We start from the raw sequence: 20,545 nt of genomic DNA, 5'->3' as shown, positions 1-20,545 counted from the left end.
TGAACGCGATTAGGTCAAGAGGGCCCCTCGCCTGTCAATTTCTTGAAAGACGCGTGTTCAACAGGCGATAGCCATGTTTCAGAATGTAACGCCAAAGCGCGCGGCAAGTGTCTCGCCCTTGTCGGTGCCGGCATAGGCCGGCAGCGCGTCGGTCACGCTCCAGTAGACGGCGTTGAGCTGGATGCGCGTAAAGCTGTTGAGGTACCAGTTGGCGCCCAGCGTCTCGGACCAGCCGTCGGCCGGGTCGGGCAGGTTGCGGAAGGAGACCTGCTCGTAGCGGGTGGTGAGCTCGATGGCGCCCGGTCCGCCATCGAAGACCGGCGAAAGGACATGCGGGCGCCCGAAACTGCCCACGCGCGGGTTGTAGGGCGGCAGTTCTCCCGTCACGAACCACCCGGCCGAGAGACTGTAGGCCCGTGTGCGGAAATCGGGCCGCCCATCGTCGAGCCGCGCGCGCCGCTCGCCCCCTTCGGCCATGAACCAGACCGGCCCCTGATATCCGCCCAGTTCAAAGCCGTAGCCGGTGGTGCCCGTCGCCCCTGTCAGCGCGCCGCTCTGGACGCGTAGCGCCCCGTTGAAGCGGGTGTCGACGAAGGTACTCGGGGTGAGCGTGCGCGAGGCACCGTTGAGCGCTTCGTCGAAGCCCCAGGCCGCAACGTGCAGCAATCCCCGATCCGAATGCAGCGGATTGAGATGCAGGCGCGCCATCGCGGTGCGGCTGTCGCTCTGCGTATGATCGGCATCGACGGTGTCGCCCGTCACCGTCACCGCAAGGTGGCCTGCCGGGAAGTACAGCCGCCCCATCGCGCCCATGCCGAAGTAGCCCCGCTCCGGCGCGATCGCATCGGCAACCACGCTGCGCTCCATGAAGGGCGTGGAATCCGAGCCGGTCGAGCCATCGAAGGACCGGTCGTTGAAGAGGTTGCCCGCCTGCACGTCGAAGCTGGTCTTCGCGCTGATGTTGTCGCGCCAGCCCAGCGAGGCGGCCATGATCTGCACCTTGCTCTGCCCCAGCTCCGCTTCGAGCTGGTAGAACAGGTGCGTGCCCACCCCGCCCTCGAAGCCCAGCCGCAGCGAGCGCATGCCCGTGGTGGTGATGTTGCGCGCATCGTGGTCCGAGCCGAAGGTCGTGCCGACATCGCTGAGGATGCGCCCGCGCGGCTTGAAGCTGAACTGCCCGTCGGCCGAGTGGAACACGGGAAGCCCCGCCCCCCATTCGGTGGTGACACCGGCATCCTTTGCCGCCTGCGCGCGCACGATGTCACGCTCGACCGGGGTCGGCGTGATGAGCTGGGGAGCATAGGGCAGCGTCACGACGCGCGCGTTCGCGCCCAGGCCGCTGTCCTTCTCCTCGGCCGACACGACAATGACCGAATCCGGGGCTTCATCGGAAGTACTGGCAGCCCCATGACCTTCCAGCTGCTCGACCCGGGCGCGCAGATCGGCGATCTCGGCGGCCTGGCGCCGCACGAGGTCTGCCAGGGTCTCGTTGGTGGGGGCCGTGGGCCCAGTCTGGGCGAGAACCGGGCTCGCCGCCACAATCGCAACGAGCGCACAACCGCATTTCAGCATTCGCATGGGGAGAGGGTTCCTTGGACTGAAACGGCGCCGCGCAGGTGACACAGCGGGCGCCTGGAAGAGGGAGACAAGGCGCATCCGCGCGCTTGCAGGAAAGGCACGCAAGGCCGCGCAATCAGGGAGATATTCCGCTTCGTGCACGGCCAGGCGCACGCTAAGAGCGCGCCTGTCGAGGACTTGCGCGCAAGGGCGCGCGCCCTCCCGCGAAGGACGCAAGGACCGGAACAGACGCAGGTATGGACGCAAGGCTGACACTCCTCCCGCCCGCACACGCCAAAAGGGCCGGGCTCCAGAGCCGCTTGCGCTAAGTCCCCAGCCTGTCGCGAACCTTTCACGGAAAGAACCCACCGCGTGCGTATCATGCTGGTCGAAGACGATGATCTGCTCGCCCGCAGCCTGTGCGACCTGCTGCGCGGGGCTGGCCATGCCGTCGATCATGTCACCTGCGGCGAGGACGCGCTCCTCTTCGTCACCCACGAGCCCTACGCCGCGCTGATCCTTGATGTAGGCCTGCCCGACATCGACGGCTTCGAGGTGCTGCGCACGCTCCGCCGCCGCGGCGCGCGCGTGCCGGTGCTGATGTTGACCGCGCGCGATGGGCTGGATGACCGCGTGCGCGGCCTCGACCTGGGCGCCGACGACTACCTGCGCAAGCCCTTCGCGCCCGAGGAACTGGAGGCGCGCGTGCGCGCTCTTGGTCGTCGGCGCGGCGGCGATCCGACCCCCGAAGTCACCATCGGCACGCTGCGTGTCAACCGCTCCACCGGCGAGGCGAGCCTCGCTGGGCGCCCGCTCGACCTGCGCCGCCGCGAGGCCGCCGTGCTCGATGCCCTGGCCACGCGGGCCGGGCAGATCGTGGTGCGCGAAATCCTGCAGGGCGAAGTCTTCGGCTTCGACGAACCGGTCGGGCAGAACGCGCTGGAGGTCTACGTCACGCGCCTGCGCGCCAAGCTGGGGCCCGAAGGCCCGCGCATCCGCACCGTGCGCGGGATCGGCTACATGCTCGATGCCCGCTGAACTGCACCGCGAAGCCGGCACCCCTGCCGACGCGCGAACACCTGCCTTGCGCAGCCGCCTGCTGCTCGCAATGATCGCCCCGATGGCGGGCGTCGCCATCGTTCTTGCCCTGATCGGCGCGGTCATCGTCACGCGCGTGGTGCGCACCGGCAACGACCGCGTGCTGGGCGGCGCGCTCGCCGCAATTGCCGAAAGCGTGCAGGTCGAACATGGCAAGCTGCTCCTGTTTCCCCTCCACCCGGCCGCCCTGGCCATGCTGGAGACGCCCCAGGGCGATACCGTCTACTACCGCCTTGCCCTGGGCGCGCGCACGCTGTCCGGGCGCCGCGACCTGCCCGCTCCCGAGGACATCGCCGCCCTGCCGCGCAGCGAACCGGCCTTCCGCTACGTCACCTATCAGGGCCTGCGCCTGCGCCTTGCCGAGATGCGCCGTCCGCTCCCTGGCCTCTCCACCCCGGTCCTTGTCCAGGTGGGTGAGACGCTGGGACACCGCCAGGCCCTGCGCCACCGTCTCATTGCCGCGCTGGTCCTGGGCGAAGCCGTGCTGGTGGGCCTTGCCGTCCTCCTCCTGCGTCCTGCCCTCAGCTGGAGCCTGCGCCCGCTCGCGCGCCTTCGCGATGCCGTCGCCCGGCGCAAGGCACATGGCGCGCCCGACCTCTCCCCTCTCGATGCCGGGCCTCTCCCGCGCGAGCTGCGCCCTCTTGCCGAAGCCTTCGACAGCCTTCTTGCACGTCTCGACACGGCCACGGCCGGTATCCGGCGCTTCACCGCCGATGCCTCGCACCAGATGCGCACGCCCCTCTCGGCACTGAAAGTCCAGGTCGCACTCGCCCGGCGCGGCGATGCCAGGGCCCTTGCCGCCATCGCCGATGCGACCGAGCGGCTCGAACACCTGATGACCCAGCTGCTGGTGCTGGCCCGGGCCGAGGAAGCGGGCGTCCCCACGGCGCGCGAACGGGTGAACCTGCGCGAAGTGGCCATTGCGGTCGTCAATCGCCACATCGGCCAGGCCATCGATGCGGGCATCGACCTCGTGCTGGAAGCCCCGCAGGCGGGCGCGGTGTGCGTATCCGGCTACCGTACGCTCGTCTTCGAGATCCTCGCCAACCTGATCGACAACGCGATCCGCTACGGCGCACGGAATGGGAGCGGGACGATCACCGTCGCGATCACCGCGCCGGGCACGATCTCGGTGCGCGACACCGGCCCGGGCCTCTCGGAAACCGACCTTGCCCGGCTTGGCGCGCGCTTCGTGCGGCTGGAGAGCAGCGTGGGCACGCGCGGCAGTGGCCTGGGCTTTGCGATCGTGCGCTCGGCCGCGCGGCGCATGGAGGCGCAGGTCGCGGTCGCCAACGCGCACCCTGGCCTGTGCGTCACTCTCATCTTTCCCGAAGGGAGCTAAAGGGTTTCAGGAAGACATATCCGAGGGCCATCGCCCTCGGGCTCCCCAAACGGGCCGCCTTACCTTTCGCGCGCCACCTTGGCTTGAAGTGGTGAGGTCGCCCATTTGGGGAGCCCGAGGGCGATGGCCCCCTGGATGGTCTTCTTCAATTGTCTTTTCCCTGCCCCATCGAAAGCGCGATCCCCTCTCCGGTCACGCAAGATGCCGCAGGCGAAAGCAGCCAGGCGATGACCTGCGCTGCGGCGGCAGGAGCAATCCATTCGCCAGGATCGGCATCGGGCATGTCGGCGCGGTTGGTCGGGGTATCAAGCACGGTGGGCAGGACCGCGTTCACGCGGATTCCCCGGGGCCGCAGCTGCGCGGCAAGCGCCTGCGTCAGCGCCAGGACCCCGGCCTTGGACGCCGCGTAGGCGCCCATGCCCTCGCCCGCAGCGCGGGCCGCCGCCGCGCCGATGTTGACGATGGCCCCACCCGGCGCGAGCGTATCCAGCACCGCCTCGCACGCCGTGGTCGCGGTGTGCAGGTTGGTGCGGTACATCCGCTCGAACGTGGCCGGAGAACCCGGCCCCAACGGCTCCCACACGAAACCGCCCGCAACATTGACGAGACCATCAAGCCCGCCCAGATCCGCGACCAGCCGCGCCACGGCAGGCCCGACCTGCGTGGGATCGGAGAGGTCGATGCCCCCCTCGGCGGGACCTTCGTAGCCATCCGGACTGGGTGCCATGTCGATCACGCCGACGCGGTGGCCTTCACGGCGGAGCTGGGCACAGACGGCGCGGCCCAGCACCCCGAAGCCGCCGGTGACGATATATCTGCCTGCCATCTGCGTTTCTCCCAGCCTGTCCGGCGCCGGACGGCGCACCACGTCTGCCCCCGTGGTAGCCACGGCGGGGGGCCGGGAACAAGCGTAAGGCGTATCGCAGCGCCGATATCGCCCGTCGATCAGGGTGTGCAGCGCACCTGTGCGTCGCGCAGTTCGTAACTCATCAGGGGCGCGTTCCAGAGCATTTCGGGCGGCTTCACCATCGCGACACCGGGTACGCGCAGCAGGCGGTCAATGAAGATGCGCGTCTCGTGGAGCGCCACCTGCCATCCCGGACAGTGGTGCGCGCCGTCGCCAAAGCTCATGAAGGTGCCCTGCTGCCCCCTGGCACGGTCGGGATCGAGCGCATGGGGGCAGGCCCCGACCGCCGCTTCGTCCGCATTGACCGCGCGCATGTCGACCACGAAGCGCGCCCCTTCGCGCAAGGCGCCCAGGCAGGTCTCGGGAAGGTCCTGCGCCGAACGGCGATAGAGCAGCGCGGCAATCGGTTCGAGGCGCAGGATCTCCAGCAGGATGGCGAACTGCCTCTCCTCGTCGGCAGCAAGGAAGTCCGCGCGCAATTCGTCGCGCTCGAACATGTACCAGGCGACCATCACGATGAACTCGCGCGTGGTGACCATCCCGGCCGTGGCGTAAGTCATGCACTCGATCATGATCGCCTTGTCGGAATAGCCCTTGGCGAGGCACTGCGAGATGATGTCCTCGCCCGGTTCCTCACGCCGTACCCGCACGGCCGGACGCACGTCCTTCACGTAGAAGCGGTACCCGTACCACGAACGCAGCAGCAGGTTCTTCCAGCGCGCCAGCCCCTTGGCGTTGGTGAACGAGGCGCGCAGCAGCACCGCGATACGCGGCGCCATGTCGTGCGGATCGCTTTGCGAGAGCCCGACGATCTTGGAGGCGACCGCGACCGCCAGCTCGAAGCTGATCTCGTCGAGCCGCGCCTCGCCCCGCGCCCGGAAATCCGCGAGAAGACGGTCGGTGGTGGCTTCCATCACCGCCTGATAGCGCTCGAAAATCGCGCGCGGGGTAAAGAAGCGCGCAATGGCCGCGCGCCGGGTCTTGTGCGGCTTGCCGTCGAGATAGAAGACCGGGACCTGTTCGGGATCGCCCACGTCCACCTCGTCCGCGCCGGCCCCGTCCTGCAGGACCTGCGTGTGGCGCAGCATCTCGCGCGCGGCGGCAAAGGTCGTCACTTTCTGCGCGCCGTCCTCGACACGCAGGTTCGCCTCGGCCAGCGCCGCCGACTTGCGCTCGTCCACTTGGGCTTCCATCACCACCTTCTCCCTTCGCGTAACCCGCTCATGCGCCCAGAACCCGGCTGCGGGCCTCCAGAATGTCTGCGAGATGATTGACCGGATCGCCGGTGGTGACCCCGCCTTCGACCGGAAGCGCGATGCCGGTAATCTGTGCGGCGCGGTCACTGGCGAGGAACAGCGCGGCCTGCGCGACGTCCTCGGGGCAGCCGCGGCGCTTGAGCGGCTGGTTCGAGAGGTAGATCGCGTCGATTTCCTGGCTCAGCTGCGCCAGATTGTCCGCCCCGGAGCCTTCCTCGAACGCACTGAGCGGTGTGCGGATATGGCCCGGGACCAGGCAGTTCACCCGGATGCCGTGGCGCGCGAGGTCGATCGCGGCCGACTTGCTGAAATGGATGAGCCCCGCCTTCGAGGCGCGGTAGGTCATCATCGCCTGCCCTGCCAGTACGCCCGCGATCGAGGCGTTGTTGAGGATCGCGCCGCCCCCTCCCTGCCGCTTCATCGCGCGTGCGGCGGCCTGCGTGCCGACCATCGGCCCGAACAGGTTGACGCCCACGACCTTGGCGAAGTCCTCCAGCGTGTCGTCGAGAAAATCGGGAAAGGCACCGCAGGCGATCCCCGCGTTGTTGAACATGACATCGAGCCGCCCGAAACGCTCCACCGCGAAGTCGACGAGTGCCTCCACCTCGCCCTTTTGCGCCATGTCCACCCGGCGGAAAACCGCCGCCGAACCCAGCTTCGCGCACAGGCTCTCGCCCGCATCGGTGTCGACATCGGCGACAACCACCCGCGCGCCCTCGGCCACGAACAGGTCGACGGTAGCCTTGCCGATCCCGCCCGCCCCGCCGGTGACGATGGCGACCTTGCCGTCCAGTTCCCCAGCCATGGTCAGTCGCGCAAGGTGAAGGTGACGGGCAGGCTCTCCATCGAGCGTGTCGCCACGGTGGGCAGGTAGGCGATGTCCTCCTCGGCAATCGCCAGGCGTACGTCGGCGAACTTGCGCACGAGCAGGCGCGCGGCGACCTTGATTTCCATGCGCGCGAGCGCCAGCCCGACGCACTTGTGTACCCCGCCCCCGAAGCTCACGTGCTTCATGATGTTCTTGCGCTCCATGTCGAAGCGGCGCGGTTCGGGAAAGATCTCGGGCTCGTCGTTGGCCGAGGCGTAGAGCAGAAGGAGGTGCGCCCCTTCGGGCAGCACGCGCCCGCCCAGTTCGACCTCCTTTGTCGTCATCCGGCTGAGCCCGCGCACGGGCGGCTCGATGCGCAGGAGTTCCTCGACGAAGCGGTTCATCAGCCGGTCGTCATCGGCCGAAGCACGCAGCATCTCGGCCACATCGGGCTCGGTCGCAAGGATCAGGACGAGGTTGGAAAGCGCGGTCGCGGTGGTCTCGTTGCCCGCGATCAGAAGCGCACGGATGAGCGAAACCGCCTCCTCGAAAGTCAGCACCGAGCCTTCCCCCTCACCATCACGGGCATGGACGATGTCCGAGATCATGTCTTCGCGCGGATCGGCCTCGCGCTCGCGCATCTTGGCGATAAGGTACTGCTGCAGATCACAGATCTGCGCGGCGTGCCCCAGCATTTCCTCACGGTCCTGCATGCGCCCGATCTGGGCAGTAACCGCCGTCGACCAGCGCGCGATCCTGTCCTTGATCGACCCGTCGAGCCCCAATTGCTCGCAGATGATGCGGATCGTCAGCGGCTGCGCGAAATCGGTGACGGCGTCCATCGACCCCTTGTCCGCCAGCTCCGCGAGAAGCCCGTCGACGACCGCCTCGATGCGCGGCTCAAGGTCCTTCACGCGGTGCGCGGTGAAGGCACTTTCCATGAGCTTGCGCACGCGCGTATGGTAGGGCGGATCGGACATGATCGCGTCAGGAAAGTAGCCCCCGCCCTTCTCGCGCAGGATCTGCTGGAATTCCTCGGCAAAGCCCTTGGCCTGCTGGGTATGGTAGCCCTTGTTGACCGAGAAGGTGAGCGGATCGCGCTGCACCGTCTGGATATCCTCCCAGCGCGAGACAAGATACATGTCGAGCGCGGCGTCGTAATGCACCGGATCGAGCTTGCGCATGGCCGCGTAGAAACGGCGAGGCTGCTTGTGCACAACCGGGTCGAGCAGGGTCGCCTCTGCAACCAGGCGCGCATCCTCCCCTTCCATGCCCGGTCTGGCCTGCGTGTCGTCGTTCGCCGCGTCTCGCACGATAGTCATGTCCTCTCCCCAATCCTCGTGTTCACTCTCGGATTGCTGGCCCTTGCACAGTGCGCCCAGGAGTACCCTTGCACCATGCCTGCAGCCCGCCCCGCACTTGTCCCTGCGGGCAATGCCGCCACGCTCAAAGTTCGGGCGCGACCTCGACGGCCAGACCGTCGAGCCCTGGATGCAGTGTGATCTGGCAGGACAGGCGGCTCGTCGGGCGGCGGATGTCCTCGACCATGTCGAGCATGTCCTCCTCGACCGGATCGGGTGCCCCCACCGCCGCGCTCCACGCCGCATCGATGTAGACATGGCAGGTCGCGCACGAACATGCGCCGCCGCATTCGGCGATGATGCCCTTCACGTCGTGGCGGCGGGCCAGTTCCATCAGAGTCTCCCCTTCGGCCCCGTCCCTGATCTCTACAACCGATCCCTCGATGTCGGTCAGCGTGACGCAAATCTCGCCCATGCGGTTCGCCCTCCCAAATGGCTTTCCGCGAGATAAGCCCATGGCGGGTCTTGGCGAAAGGCGCGAGAGCACACCCGCTGCGAACATCGCCGGGCCGAATTGTACGCTTCGCATTTGCCGCCAGGCCCGCCTTTCCGCGAGATTTCGCAAAGGGGCAGCCTCTGCGGCCAAGTGGGCTTGCCGCTGCAGTCATTCGGCCCAGCCCTGCGCAGGTCTAGGCTCTGCCCTCAGGACGCGCGCGGCGATGCGCGGCACGAACATGCGGGAAAGGAACCGAAACGGCATGACGGCAACGCTGATCTGCAACGCGCGCATCTTCGATGGCAGCGGCGCGAACCCCTTTCCTGGCGCGCTGCGCGTGGAGGGCAACCGCATCGCCGAGATCGGCGCCCTCGAGCCACACGCAGGCGACACGGTGATCGATGCGGGCGGGCGCTTCCTGATGCCCGGCATGGTCGAGGGCCACGCCCACCTCTCGTTCGAGAACGTCTGCGCGACCGAAGACCTCATCAAGCCCACGCCCGAGGCCCAGTGCTTTGCCACCGCGCGCAGCGCTGCAGCCCTTCTGGAGGCCGGCTTTACCAGCGCCTACGGCGCGTCCGAAGCGCGCCTGCGTCTCGCCGTTGCGGTGCGCGAGGAAGTCAACGCCGGACGCCTGCCCGGCCCCCGCATCCGCGCCGGGGGTCTGGAGATCAGCGTCACCGGCGCGATGGGGGACGAAGCGCGCCTGCACGATCCGCGCATCGGCCCCTCCAGCATCGTCGATGGCGCCGAGGAAATGCGCAAGATGGTGCGCCTGCACTGCCGTGAGGGCGTCGACAACATCAAGATCGACGTCTCCGGCGACCCGTTCTACCCCGGCACGCCCGGGCACACGACGCCCATGACCTTCGAGGAAGTGCGCGTCGCGGCCGAGACCGCCCACGCCTACGGACGCCGGATCAACGCCCACACCCGCTCGATCGAAGGCTCCAAGCGCTGCGTGCGGGCGGGCGTCGATGCGCTGTTCCACTGCGAATACGCCGACGAGGAACTGCTCGACCTGATGGAAGAGGCGAAGGACCGCATCTTCGTCGTCCCCACGGTCGGCCTGTTCCACCAGATCATGGCGGGCGAGGCGGCCGGCCACGGCCTTTCGGCCGAGGTCGGGGGCTACATGAACATCCCCGAGTTGCTCGAAAACAGCTGCCGCACCCACACCGAACTGCGCAAGCGCGGCGTGCGCCACCTGATCGGGGGCGACTACGGCTTCGGCTGGAGCCCGCAGGGCACGCAAGGCCGCGATATCGAGTTCTTCATCGACTACTACGGCTACTCCCCGCAAGGCGCGCTGGTCTGCGCCACGGCGAACGGGGGCCTGGCGATGATGGGCGATGGCACTCTGGGCACCCTGCAACCGGACAAGCTTGCCGATCTCATTCTTGTCGACGGCGATCCGCTTGCCGATCCGCGCCTGCTGCAGGGCCCCGGCCACATCGCCCTCGTCATGAAGGACGGGGCGCTGTGCAAGACCGCCCTTCCCCTCGTCCCGGCCGGGCAGCGCACCGCGCCCGAAGCGGTGACGCCCTGACATTCCCCTTGAGGAGACCCCCACGATGAACGTCGAAACCGGCCCCTTGCGCCCCGGCGAAGCCCGCCACCCTGCCGAGAGCACGCAGGACATCATCGCGCGTGACCGCAACACGGCGCCCGGATGGGCCCGCGATGTCAGCTACACGTACCTGGGCAGCGAGGATGTCTCGAAGGAGCGCTATACCCGGGCCGAATTCGCAGACGGCGAGTTCGCGCGCCTCTGGCCGCGCACCTGGCAGATGGCCTGCCGCGAGGACCACATTCCCGAAGTGGGCGACTACTATGTCTATGACCTCGGCTCCTACAGCTTCATCGTCGTGCGCAGCGCCGAGGACGAGATCAAGGCGCACTACAACGCGTGCCTCCACCGCGGCACCAAGCTCAAGCCCTCGGCAACCGAGGGCTTTGCCATGAACCTCAGGTGCCCGTTCCACGGCTGGACCTGGAATCTCGACGGCACGCTGGCCGACATCCCGGAGAAGTGGGATTTCGCCCATACCAGGACGCGCCGGATGTGCCTGCCCCAGGCCCGCGTCGCCCGGCTCGGCGGCTTCGTGTGGGTCAACATGGACCCGGCCGCCCCCTCGCTCGAGGACTACCTCGGCCCCGAGGCCCTTGCCCATCTCACGGCCTGGAAGCTGGAGGACCGCTACATCTACCTCCACGTCCAGAAGAGCTATCCGGCCAACTGGAAGCTCACCATGGAGGCCTTCATGGAGGCCTACCACGTGGGCGACACGCACCCCCAGGTCGCGCCCGCCAATGGCGACGTCAATTCGCAGTACGATGTCTATGGCGAGCACGTCGACCGCTTCATCTCGACCCTGGGCGTGGTCAGCCCCAAGCTGCGCGAGCGCTACAGCGAGGCCGACATCATCGCCAACTTCACGCTGGGCGACAGTTCGGCGCTGGGCGGCGCGCGGCCGGAACTGAAGGAGGGCGAGCGTGCCCGCCAGGTCATGGCCGACATGTTCCGCGAAATGTTCGAAAGCGCGAGCGACACCGATCTCTCGCACGTCTCGGACACCGAACTGCTCGACACCTACAGCTACACCTTCTTCCCCAACCTGTTCCTTTTCCCCGGCATCTCGCTGCCGATGATCTACCGCTTCCGGCCCGACGCGCGCGACCATCGCCGCACCATCTACGAGGTCATGTTCATGCGCCCCAAGCCGCGCAGCGGCGACTTCGAGACCGCCGAGGTCCAGGTCCTGCAAGACCACCAGTCCTTTGCCGAGGCACAGGGCATGGACCCGGGTTTCGGCCGTATTCTCGATCAGGACACCGACAATCTCCACGCCCAGCAGGAGGGGCTGGAAGCCAGCGCCAAGGCGGGCCTGACCCTTGCCGACTACCAGGAAATCCGCGTGCGCCACTTCGAGCAGACGGTCGATCGCTACATGGCGATGCCCCCCTTCTCGGCAAAACTCGAGGACCTCCAGCCCTGACATGAAAACAGACGGACACAGGCCATGACCGCGCTTTCCGGCACCACCATCATCGAGACTGCCGAGCGCGTGTGCGGCGAATGGACGGCCCGGCTGCTTGCCGATTTCGGCGCCGAGGTCATCAAGGTCGAGCGGCCGGGAGGCTCGCCCACGCGCCGCTTCGGCCCGCCCGTGGCCAACGGGGCCTGCGCGGTCTTTGCCTATGCCAACACCGGCAAGAAGTCGGTGGTGCTCGACCTGGAAACGCCCGAAGGCCGCGCCGCACTCGAACGCCTGCTCGCGCGCGCCGATGCCCTGATCGATGACCATACCCCAGCCTGGTGCGCACGCCGGGCCCTCGCGCCCGAGGACCTCTCGGCCCGCTTCCCCCGGCTCGTCCATTGCCACATCACCCCCTTCGGGCAGGATGCGCCCAAGGACATGGCCCGTGCCTTTCCGATCAACATCGCCGCTGCAGGCGGCTGGGCCTGGCACACGCCAAGCGAAAGCGGCGACAGTGATCCCCCGCTGATGGGCGCAAGCCCCTTCATGCCCGATTTCGACACCGGCTACGACGCCGCGCTGGCCACTGCCGCAAGCCTTTTCCACCAGCGCCGCACCGGAGAAGGACAGGCCATCGACCTCAGCGAAGTCGCCGTGCAGCTGAGCCGCGCCGACGTGGTGCTGGGCCGGGTGCTCGCAGGAGACGACGAGCCCAGCCAATCGCGGCGCCGCTACGACATGGGCGGGCCGGGCCGCGTCTTTGCCTGCGCGGACGGGTACGTCCATCTCATCATGACCACCGCGCGCCACTGGCGCGGATTGCTTGGCCTGATGGACGATCCCGCCTGGGGCCAGGAGTTCCCCGAAGACTGGCTCGAATTCGACTGCACGCCGGATCGGGTCGCAACCTTTCGCACGCATTTCCGAAGCTGGATCGCGGACAAGCCGCGCGATGCGATCACGCACGAGGCACACCGGCGCGGCGTCATGCTCGCTCCCGTCAACCTGGCGCCCGATCTCTTCGCCAATCCGCAGTACCGCCATCGCGGCTTCTTCCAGGCACTGGAGGGGACCGACACTCCCGCCGCGCCCTACCGCATGACCGCCTCGCCGCCCCGCCTCACCCGTCCCGCGCCCGAACCCGGCGCCGATGACCGGGAGGTCGCGGCATGAGCGGACATGCGCGCGGCGGGCCGCTCGCCGGTATCCGGGTGCTCGCCATCGCCAAGGTCTGGGCCGGACCCTACACCGCCAAGCTCCTCGCCCAGCTCGGCGCCGAAGTGCTCAAGGTGGAAAGCACCTCCTCGCTCGACGAGATGCGCGCCTATGGCGGGCTCGACATCGAGCACGCGCCCTATTTCCTCAGCCAGAACACCGAAGCGCTGAGCGTGCGCGTCAACATGAAGAGCGCCGAAGGGCTCGCCCGGCTAAAGGACATGATCGCGATCAGTGATATCGTGCTCGACAACCTGCGCCCGGGCGCGATGGCCAAGCTTGGTCTCTCGTTTGCCGAGATGCAGGCGATCCGGCCCGACATCATCCACGTTTCCATCAAGATGTACGGAAGCGAAGGCCCGCTTGGGCCGCAGACCGGCTATGCCCCCAGTTTCGGCGCAATCGGCGGTGTCACCGGGCTCGTCGGACACGAGGACCGCGTGCCCGAAGGCATGAACATCCGCTTCGGCGATACCAGCGCGGGCGCGGCGGCCGCCTTTGCCACCGTCGCCGCGCTGCACCACCGCGAACGCACCGGCGAGGGCCAGCAGGTCGACCTCTCCGCCGTCGAGACGATGTCGAGCCTCGTCGGCGACCGTCTCCTGGAATACGCCCTGACCGGAGACGTCCCGCGCCACAGGGGCAACGCCCACGATGCCCTCGCCCCGCACGGCTTCTTTCCCTGCGCCCGGAACGCCTGGATCTCGATTGCCTGCGAGGAGGAGCCCGAATGGCAGGCCCTTTGCGAACTGCTCGAGAATATCGACCTTGCCAGGGACCCGCGCTTTGCAAGCCTCTCCCAGCGTCGGACCCATCGCCGCGAATTGGAGGCCGAACTCGCCGCATTGACGGCTGCGCACGAGGCCTGCAATCTTGGCGCGCGGCTTCGCGCGGCAGGGGTCGCGGCCTATCCGGCCGCCTCCTCTCTCGACCTCATGGCCAGCGACACCTTCTGGAGCAACGGCACCTACCGCACCGTCCTCAACGGCAACGGCGATGCGCGCCCCGTGGTCGGACCAAGCTGGCGCATGGCACCGGACGAAGCCGATATTGCCAACGGCGCCCCGACGCTCGGCCAGCACGACAACTATGTCTACCGCGAGCTTCTCGGCCTTGAGGAGGCCGAGTACGACCGCCTCAAGGCCAATGGCGCGATCAGCTAAGCCGCCTCACAGCCGCGTCGCCCCCAGCGCCTCGGGCGCGAGGTAGCGGGTGGAAGAAATTCCGCCATCGACCGCGATGGTCTGGCCGTTGACGAACCCGGCCCGGTCCGAGCACAGGAAGACCACCATTTCGGCAATATCCTGCGCGGTACAGTCGCGGGTCAGCGGAGTGAACTCGTGGTTGATCCGCCGGAAGGCGTCGGCCTCCCAGAAACCTTGCGTCATCCCCGTCTTCACGACGGTCGGGGCGACATAGTTGCTGCGGATGCCGCGCGGGCCATATTCCGCCGCCATTGTCTGCATGAGCCCGATCTGCCCGGCCTTGACCGCGCTGTAGGCCCCGCCCCCACACGTGCCATAGAGCCCCCAGGTCGAGCCGATGAAGATCACCGCCCCGCCCGTGCCATCGGCTCCCATGTGTGCGAGCGCCTCGCGGCACAGGCGGAACGGGGCGCGCAGCGAAATGCCGAGCACTTCGTCAAGCATGGCATCGGTGGTCGCATCGACCGGACCGATGTTGAAGGAGCCCGCGTTGTTGACGACAAAATCGATCCGGCCGAAGCGCTCCATGGCGCGGGCCACCACCGCGGCAGGTCCCGCATCGGCGGCAAGATCGGCCACCGCGTAGTCGAACTCCATCTCGCCCTCAAGCCGCGCCTTGAGATCGGCGAGTGCGGCCTCGGTGCGCCCTGTTCCCAGGACCGCGACGCCCTCTTCGCCGAAACGCCGCGCGATTGCCTCGCCAATCCCACCGGCCGCGCCCGTCACGATGGCCACCTTGCGCGCGTTCATGCCACGATCTCCCCTTCATGTGCCGATTGCTCTTCGTCCCCGCGAGCGGTCGCCCTGTTCCCCGCCCGCTCGGCAATGTCGTTGGCCGCGACGAACCCGAAGGTGAGCGCAGGTCCGATGGTGGCCCCGGCGCCCGGATAGCAGTCCCCGAAGGGCGATCCCGCGCAGTTGCCCGCCGCGTAAAGGTTGCCGATCGGAACGCCTGCACCATCGAGCACGCGCGCACGTTCGTCGCAGCGCAGCCCTCCCTTGGTGCCCAGGTCCCCATTGTTGATCGGCACCGCGTAGAAGGGCGCCTTCGCAATGGCCCCAAGGCACGGGTTGGGCGCGACGGTAGGATCGCCGAACATCCGGTCATAGGCATTGCCCCCGCGCCCGAACTCGGGATCGGTCCCGCTCGCCGCGTGGGCGTTCATCCTGGCAACGCTCTTCTCCAGTGCGTCGACAGGCACATGGATCTGGCGGGCAAGGTCGGCCAGGCTCTCGGCGCGGAAAAGGTAGTGTCCCCACCAGTCGCCGGGCACCTTGGCGTCGGGCATCAGCACGTTGGGCATGAGGCCGCCTGCGCTGAATTTCTCGCGGAAGGTCGCATCGAAGACGAGCCAGCACGGGCAGTTCGCGCCCGTCGCCAGGTGGTCGGCGACCATGGCCTGCCCGAAGCGGTCGTAGCCCGTCGCCTCGTTGACGAAGCGCACGCCCTTGCGGTTGACGCACAGGCTATGCGGGCGCCCGACATCGAAGGCGGCCTGGTGGATCTCGTGGAAGTTGGAGGCCCGGGGCATCGGCAGCTGCATGGTCGGAATCCACCAGCCCTGTTCGGTGTGCTCGGTGCTCGCCCCGATCTTCTCGCCCGCGATCAGCGCCTCGCCGCGGTTGGCGTCCTCCGGGGTGGAGCTGTGGCGAGTGCGGCCGGGGACGGGGTAGAAACGCTCGCGCAGTTCCTGGTTCCACTCGAACCCGCCCGCGGCCAGAACCACGCCATGGCGCGCGGCGATGGTGTAACGGCGGCCATAATTGTCGACTTCCAGCGCGCAGACCCGCCCTTGCGCATCGGTCTGCAATTCGACGAGCGCGGTCTCGGTGCGCAGCTCCACCCCGCGCGCCAGCACCTTTTCGTAGATTTCGCCCATCAGCGCAGCGCCTTGCGTGAAGCGCCGGTCGCGCCGCCCCACCTTGCGCGTTTCCCGGTCGAGCCAGTAGCGGCGCAGGATATGGGTAACGGTGCGCCGCCAGCCCTTGGCCTGCATCATCAGCGTGAACGTCTCGGTGAGGTCCATGGCGTAGCGCCCGAACAGCTTGAAGCGGTTGTACTGCTCGCGCATCGCCGGGTAGACGCTGTCGCCCAGCCGCCGTCCGTCAAAGGTAGGCACCACAAGCGAGCGATCGCTGCGCGCGCCGGGCCGGTCGGGAAAATAGTCCGGCCAGACGCCGGAGACGACGGGCACCCCGACGGTGGTCAGGAACGAGAGCATCGCGGGCGCCATGTCCACGTAAGCCTCGAGGCGCGCCGCGTTCACCGGCACCGTGATGATCGCGCGCAGATATTCGAGCGCCGCCTCGCGGGAGTCGCCGACCTCGCCATCAAGGCCGTGATTGGGGACCCACATGACCCCGCCCGAGACCGCCGAAGTCCCGCCGAACTTGCGCTCCTTCTCGACGATGAGGACCGAAAGGCCGCGCTCCGCCGCGCGCAGCGCCGCCATCGCGCCCGCCGCGCCAGAGCCCACGACGACGACATCGAAGCTCTCCTCAGCACTCACGAGCGGGGCACTCCCTCAAGGTGCGAGCCGGGCGGGAAGATGAAGTATTCGAGGAAATGGCCGGTTTCCGCGCGCGCATCGAAGTAGGCGTATTCGCCGCCCATCGTCTCGGCGGCGACGGGCCTGGCGTAACGCGCCTTTGCGGCCTCCAGCTGGCGGTCGAAGTCCGCGCGCTGCGCGAAGTGGCGGCCCAGGTGGTGGAAGCGCTTGGCATAGCCCGTTTCAGGAAGGCCGGCGCGGTAGACCGCGCAATCGCCTGCGACCGGCTCGATCACCTCGAACTGCAGGTCCCCCTTGAAGGCCAGCGCGAAGTGGCAGACCGCCTTCGTGCCGGGCCCTGTATCGAACTCGGCCTCGGGCATTTCCATCCACGTGGCGATATCGTGCTGCGCGCCCAGTTCCTCCAGCGCGCGCCGCCAGTCGGTCGTGACATAGGCGAATTGATAATAGTCCTGCTGCGCCATCGCTCTCTCCCGATGTTCGTGCCTGGCGGTTCCGCCGCCCTGTTTGAATACCTGTGCGCGGCCGGTTTCACGGCCGTGTTGCCATTGATCGCGCGGGCGAATTGCGCGCGGGCGAATTGCGCGCCGGGCCCCTCGCGCGGCATGCCCAAAGGCATGACCGACACCAGCTACACGGCCGCCGCCCCGCTCGATTCGCTGCCCGAAGGCGGCGTTGCCAAGATTGAGATCGACGGGATCTCGATCCTCCTGTGCCGCAGCAAGGGACAGGTCTTCGCGGTGCGCAACAAGTGCAGCCACGCCGACGAGGAACTGGCCTGCGGGCGCATGCGCAGCGGCTGGATTGCCTGCCCCGCACACGGCGCGCGCTTCCGCCTCGAAACCGGCGAGGCGATGAACCCGCCCGCGACCGAGCCGATCCAGACTTTCCCGGTGCGGGTCGTCGAAGGCATGATCGAGGTGAAGATCTGAGCCCACCGAACGCAGCCGCTTCCTAGGCCGCGCCCTGCGCCAGAAGGCGCTCGGCAAGGGTGCGGATCGCGGCGGGCTTCACCTTCTCGTTGCCCGTGATCGCAAAGTCCTCCTCGCGGCAGACCAGGACCTGGCGGGGCACCTTGAAGCTGGCAAGCCTTGCCTTGAGATGCGTAATCAGTGCGTCCTCGTCGATCACGGCCCCCGCGATGGGCACGAGGCAGGTCACCACCCGCTCGCCCAGCAACGGATCGGCCACCCCCACGGTCTGCGCACGCTTCACGCCGGGCCAGTTGGCGACCAACTCGTCGATCTCCTCGGGCGCGACGTTGGCCCCGCCGGTCTTGATCATCGCGGTCAGGCGCCCCTCCCAGAAGAAGCGCCCCTGCGCATCGACGCGTCCGCCATCGCCGGTGCAGTAGAAGCCCTGGGCATCGAAGCAGTCCTCGGGTCGCTTGCCCAGGTACCCGCTCATCAGCGTCGGGCCCTTGATGCACATCTCGCCATGCGCACCTACCGGCACGACCTCTCGCGTCTCGGGATCGACGATCTTGAGTTCGTTGCCGGGCAGGGGCACGCCGTAGCTGCCTGCGTAGTCCTCTTCGCTGGCATGATGGCCGATCGAGGTGCACAGCGACATGGTCTCGGTCGTCCCGAAGGTCTGTGGCACCTCCCAGTCCGCCGTACAGGTGGGATGGGCGTAGACCAGTTCGCCGCGCGGCACATGGCGCAGCGAGGACAGGTCCGCCCCGCCCCAGTTCGGCGAAGCCTGAAGGCGCGCCCACTGGTGCGGGCGGCCATTGGCAAACGTGACCTTCTCCGCCGCAATCACACGCAGCGCCTCGTCCGCGTCGAAATAGCGCTGGAGGACCACGCAGCCGCCGGTCGAAAGGCCGGTGCCGACCACCATCGAGATATTGCCCGACCAGAAGAAGCCGTTACCCGTCCAGGCGCGCACGGGCTCTGTCATTCCGAACAGGCGCGGCCAGCGCCACCATTGGATCGCGAAAGCCTGCTGGCTATGCGCGATACCCTTGGGCAGGCTGGTCGTACCCGAAGAGAAGAAGATCCCGCCCGGATCCTCCGGCGTGACCTGGGCAAGACGCGCATCGACGTCCCCTGCGCACACACCCTTCCCGCCCGCACGCCACGCCGCCCAGTCGCGAATGGCCCCGCGCGGCGCCCCGCCAAGAGCCACAAGCGTGCGCAAGGCCGGGAAACGGGCCGAGGCAAAGGTTTCGGGCGAGGTCGCCGCCAGCGCGGGCTCCAGGTCCTCCAGCATGGCCACGAAGTCGGTCTTGAGGACGCGCGCCTCGAGAAGCAGCGTGCGGATTTCGGACGCCGAGATCAGGTGCGCCAGTTCCTCCGGCGTGGAAAAGGTGGAGAGCGCCACCGCGACACCGCCCGCGAGCGCGATGCCGAAGAAGGCCGAGAGGAATTCGGGCCGGTTGGTCATCAGGATGCCGATCCGCGCGCCCGGCTCCATCCCCTGCGCCAGGAGCGCGCGGGCCGTTGTCCTGGCCTCGTCCCAGAGCGCGTCATAGGTCCAGGAAAGCCGCTCGCCCCCCTCGTTGAAGACGAGCGCTTCGGCCGGGCCAAAGCGCTCCGTCACCTCGCGCAGATAGCCCCCGATGGTGCGCGCGCCAATGCCGGGCTCCTCGGCCAGCGGGATCGCGACAACGCGCGAGAGGCCGCTGTCACCGGGCGCCTCGCGCACCAGATCGGAGAGCACGCTCATCGCACGTGGGGCAGCGCGACATCGGCGCTGCCGGTCAGGATCGTGTCCCCGTCCTGCGTGGTCAGGCGGGTCTTGATGCGCACGGTCGGCATGCCGAATTCGCTGGTCTCGAACTTGTCGACAACCTCGCCCTCGAAGAAGGTGACGTCGCCTTCGAAGGCGGGTTTGCGAAACTGCGTCTTGGAATGCCAGACATAGCCCCCGTGCCCGGCCCAGTAGGCCACGTAGTCAAGATGCCACGCGTTCATCGAGGCGCCGTAACCATAGGTCCCGCCCATGCCGATCTTCTCGGCCTTGGCCGGGTTCAGGTGGCCGCTGGAGGGGCCATAGTAGAGCCCGTCCTTCTGGCGCGGATCGATCTTCTGCGCCTCGAAATCGTAGGTCATGTCCTTGTCGAACCCGGCGTTCTCCTTGGCCGGATCCTGATACCCTTCGGGCGGGTTCCAACGCCAGGTGCCCCAGATGTTCTGGCGGTGCGCGCGGTACTCGAAGCCGAAGGTGAGCGGCGTGTGCGGGCCGATCACCCGGCGCGGAAGCGTGTCGCCGACCTTCACCGCATGCCAGTTGGGCGTTGCGCCTTCACGGTTGGAGAGGATCCAGTCGAGCCGGATGCGGTCGATCTCCTCCATCTCGGCGGCGGTCCAGCTTTTCACGCCACGGCTTTCCTTGCCATAGACCCCGCGCCGGTTGGCCTCCTCGCGCAAGTAACGGATCGAGGTCGCGCGTTCCTTCGCAAAGAGCGTGCCGTCCTCGCGGTAGTGGTAGGTGTCCCCGTCCGAGAACATGGTCGGCCCGGCAAAGCTGGTGTCGGTGACCTTGTAACCGGCAAAGAAGCGCTCCTGGCGCAGGAAGTCGCCGGGCCGGATGCGCCCGCCGTAAAACCACCATTCCTCGCCCCCGAAGATGAGGTGGGTGCCCGGCACGTTGCCGATGCACGAGGGATGGCAACCGTGGCCATAGTCCATCGCGACGGTGAAGCTCTGCGGGGCGATGATCTCGCCAAAGCGCGAGGCGCGCGCGGCTTCCTCGTCGTAATGGAGCGGGTTCGCGTAGTCGAGCGCCTGGACCCAGCGGCGGATCTCGGTCGCGCTGGCAGGGTCCCACATCTCGGCGAAGACGACCTGCTTGCCGACGTAGCGGTCGACATCGCGGGTATCGAGGATGAGGTCGGTCTCGGGGCTGGTCTGCGCCATGGTCGG

General features: G+C 67.9%; 18 protein-coding genes. 7 read left to right on the top strand and 11 right to left on the bottom strand.

The features are described from left to right. Positions 1-78: 78 nt before the first annotated feature. On the bottom strand, positions 79-1,578 hold the full coding sequence (locus HT578_RS14465; RefSeq protein WP_213500264.1) for an OprO/OprP family phosphate-selective porin: 1,500 nt from the start codon (positions 1,576-1,578) through the stop codon (positions 79-81). Positions 1,579-1,929: 351 nt separating this feature from the next. On the opposite strand from HT578_RS14465, the gene HT578_RS14460 reads away from it, so the two are divergent. Both HT578_RS14460 and HT578_RS14455 read left to right on the top strand, forming a co-directional pair. After that, positions 1,930-2,595 (top strand): response regulator, encoded by a 666-nt coding sequence (locus tag HT578_RS14460; RefSeq protein ID WP_039389457.1) that lies wholly within the window; start codon positions 1,930-1,932, stop codon positions 2,593-2,595. After that, positions 2,585-3,997 carry a sensor histidine kinase gene (locus HT578_RS14455; protein ID WP_213500262.1) on the top strand — a complete coding sequence of 471 codons (1,413 nt, stop codon included), beginning with the start codon at positions 2,585-2,587 and terminating at the stop codon, positions 3,995-3,997. The genes HT578_RS14460 and HT578_RS14455 overlap by 11 nt, the downstream gene beginning before the upstream one ends. Before the next feature lie 145 nt (positions 3,998-4,142). Here the strand turns inward: HT578_RS14455 and HT578_RS14450 are convergent, their stop codons facing one another. The 5 genes from HT578_RS14450 to HT578_RS14430 all read right to left on the bottom strand — a co-directional run bounded on the left by HT578_RS14450 (position 4,143) and on the right by HT578_RS14430 (position 8,744). After that, positions 4,143-4,823 (bottom strand): SDR family oxidoreductase, encoded by a 681-nt coding sequence (locus HT578_RS14450; RefSeq protein WP_213500260.1) that lies wholly within the window; start codon positions 4,821-4,823, stop codon positions 4,143-4,145. A gap of 119 nt (positions 4,824-4,942) precedes the next feature. Further along, a complete protein-coding gene (locus HT578_RS14445; protein ID WP_213500257.1) occupies positions 4,943-6,097 on the bottom strand; it encodes a cytochrome P450 in 1,155 nt (384 codons plus the stop codon). 28 nt (positions 6,098-6,125) lie between these two features. Beyond that, positions 6,126-6,965: an SDR family NAD(P)-dependent oxidoreductase gene (locus tag HT578_RS14440; RefSeq protein WP_213500255.1), complete on the bottom strand. Its 840-nt coding sequence runs from the start codon at positions 6,963-6,965 to the stop codon at positions 6,126-6,128. A gap of 2 nt (positions 6,966-6,967) precedes the next feature. Further along, a complete protein-coding gene (locus tag HT578_RS14435) occupies positions 6,968-8,290 on the bottom strand; it encodes a cytochrome P450 (protein ID WP_239026301.1) in 1,323 nt (440 codons plus the stop codon). 124 nt (positions 8,291-8,414) lie between these two features. Continuing rightward, a complete protein-coding gene (locus HT578_RS14430; RefSeq protein ID WP_213500254.1) occupies positions 8,415-8,744 on the bottom strand; it encodes a 2Fe-2S iron-sulfur cluster-binding protein in 330 nt (109 codons plus the stop codon). Between the two features lie 283 nt (positions 8,745-9,027). Here HT578_RS14430 and HT578_RS14425 point away from each other — a divergent pair, with 283 nt between their 5' ends. From HT578_RS14425 to HT578_RS14410, 4 genes are read left to right on the top strand one after another with little or no spacing between them, the layout of a single operon-like run. Next, complete coding sequence (locus HT578_RS14425) at positions 9,028-10,314, top strand: metal-dependent hydrolase family protein (protein ID WP_213500252.1); 1,287 nt, start codon at positions 9,028-9,030, stop codon at positions 10,312-10,314. Between the two features lie 25 nt (positions 10,315-10,339). Continuing rightward, complete coding sequence (locus tag HT578_RS14420) at positions 10,340-11,764, top strand: aromatic ring-hydroxylating oxygenase subunit alpha (protein WP_213500250.1); 1,425 nt, start codon at positions 10,340-10,342, stop codon at positions 11,762-11,764. Between the two features lie 24 nt (positions 11,765-11,788). Continuing rightward, complete coding sequence (locus HT578_RS14415; RefSeq protein ID WP_213500248.1) at positions 11,789-12,919, top strand: CaiB/BaiF CoA transferase family protein; 1,131 nt, start codon at positions 11,789-11,791, stop codon at positions 12,917-12,919. After that, the gene (locus HT578_RS14410) at positions 12,916-14,124 is read left to right on the top strand and encodes a CaiB/BaiF CoA transferase family protein (RefSeq protein ID WP_213500246.1); all 1,209 of its coding nucleotides are present in this window, start codon (positions 12,916-12,918) and stop codon (positions 14,122-14,124) included. Before HT578_RS14415 ends, HT578_RS14410 begins: the two co-directional genes overlap by 4 nt. A gap of 6 nt (positions 14,125-14,130) precedes the next feature. On the opposite strand, the gene HT578_RS14405 is transcribed toward HT578_RS14410, so the two are convergent. The 3 genes from HT578_RS14405 to HT578_RS14395 are packed head-to-tail and all read right to left on the bottom strand — an operon-like array spanning position 14,131 to position 17,140. Further along, a complete protein-coding gene (locus tag HT578_RS14405; RefSeq protein ID WP_213500244.1) occupies positions 14,131-14,916 on the bottom strand; it encodes an SDR family NAD(P)-dependent oxidoreductase in 786 nt (261 codons plus the stop codon). Beyond that, complete coding sequence (locus HT578_RS14400; RefSeq protein WP_213500243.1) at positions 14,913-16,676, bottom strand: FAD-dependent oxidoreductase; 1,764 nt, start codon at positions 16,674-16,676, stop codon at positions 14,913-14,915. The genes HT578_RS14405 and HT578_RS14400 overlap by 4 nt, the downstream gene beginning before the upstream one ends. Further along, positions 16,673-17,140, bottom strand: a complete 468-nt coding sequence (locus HT578_RS14395; RefSeq protein WP_039389478.1) for a VOC family protein — start codon at positions 17,138-17,140, stop codon at positions 16,673-16,675. Before HT578_RS14395 ends, HT578_RS14400 begins: the two co-directional genes overlap by 4 nt. A 153-nt stretch (positions 17,141-17,293) precedes the next feature. Here HT578_RS14395 and HT578_RS14390 point away from each other — a divergent pair, with 153 nt between their 5' ends. After that, on the top strand, positions 17,294-17,608 hold the full coding sequence (locus HT578_RS14390; RefSeq protein ID WP_039391863.1) for a Rieske (2Fe-2S) protein: 315 nt from the start codon (positions 17,294-17,296) through the stop codon (positions 17,606-17,608). 22 nt (positions 17,609-17,630) lie between these two features. Here the strand turns inward: HT578_RS14390 and HT578_RS14385 are convergent, their stop codons facing one another. Beyond that, a complete protein-coding gene (locus HT578_RS14385) occupies positions 17,631-19,346 on the bottom strand; it encodes a class I adenylate-forming enzyme family protein (protein ID WP_213500241.1) in 1,716 nt (571 codons plus the stop codon). Next, on the bottom strand, positions 19,343-20,539 hold the full coding sequence (locus HT578_RS14380; protein ID WP_213500239.1) for a MaoC family dehydratase: 1,197 nt from the start codon (positions 20,537-20,539) through the stop codon (positions 19,343-19,345). The genes HT578_RS14385 and HT578_RS14380 overlap by 4 nt, the downstream gene beginning before the upstream one ends. Positions 20,540-20,545 lie beyond the last annotated feature (6 nt).

This window comes from Novosphingobium decolorationis, from assembly GCF_018417475.1.
GTDB classification, from domain to species: domain Bacteria; phylum Pseudomonadota; class Alphaproteobacteria; order Sphingomonadales; family Sphingomonadaceae; genus Novosphingobium; species Novosphingobium decolorationis.
The sequence above is the reverse complement of the archived record's forward strand: the minus strand, read 5'-3'. Positions and strand labels throughout refer to the sequence as shown.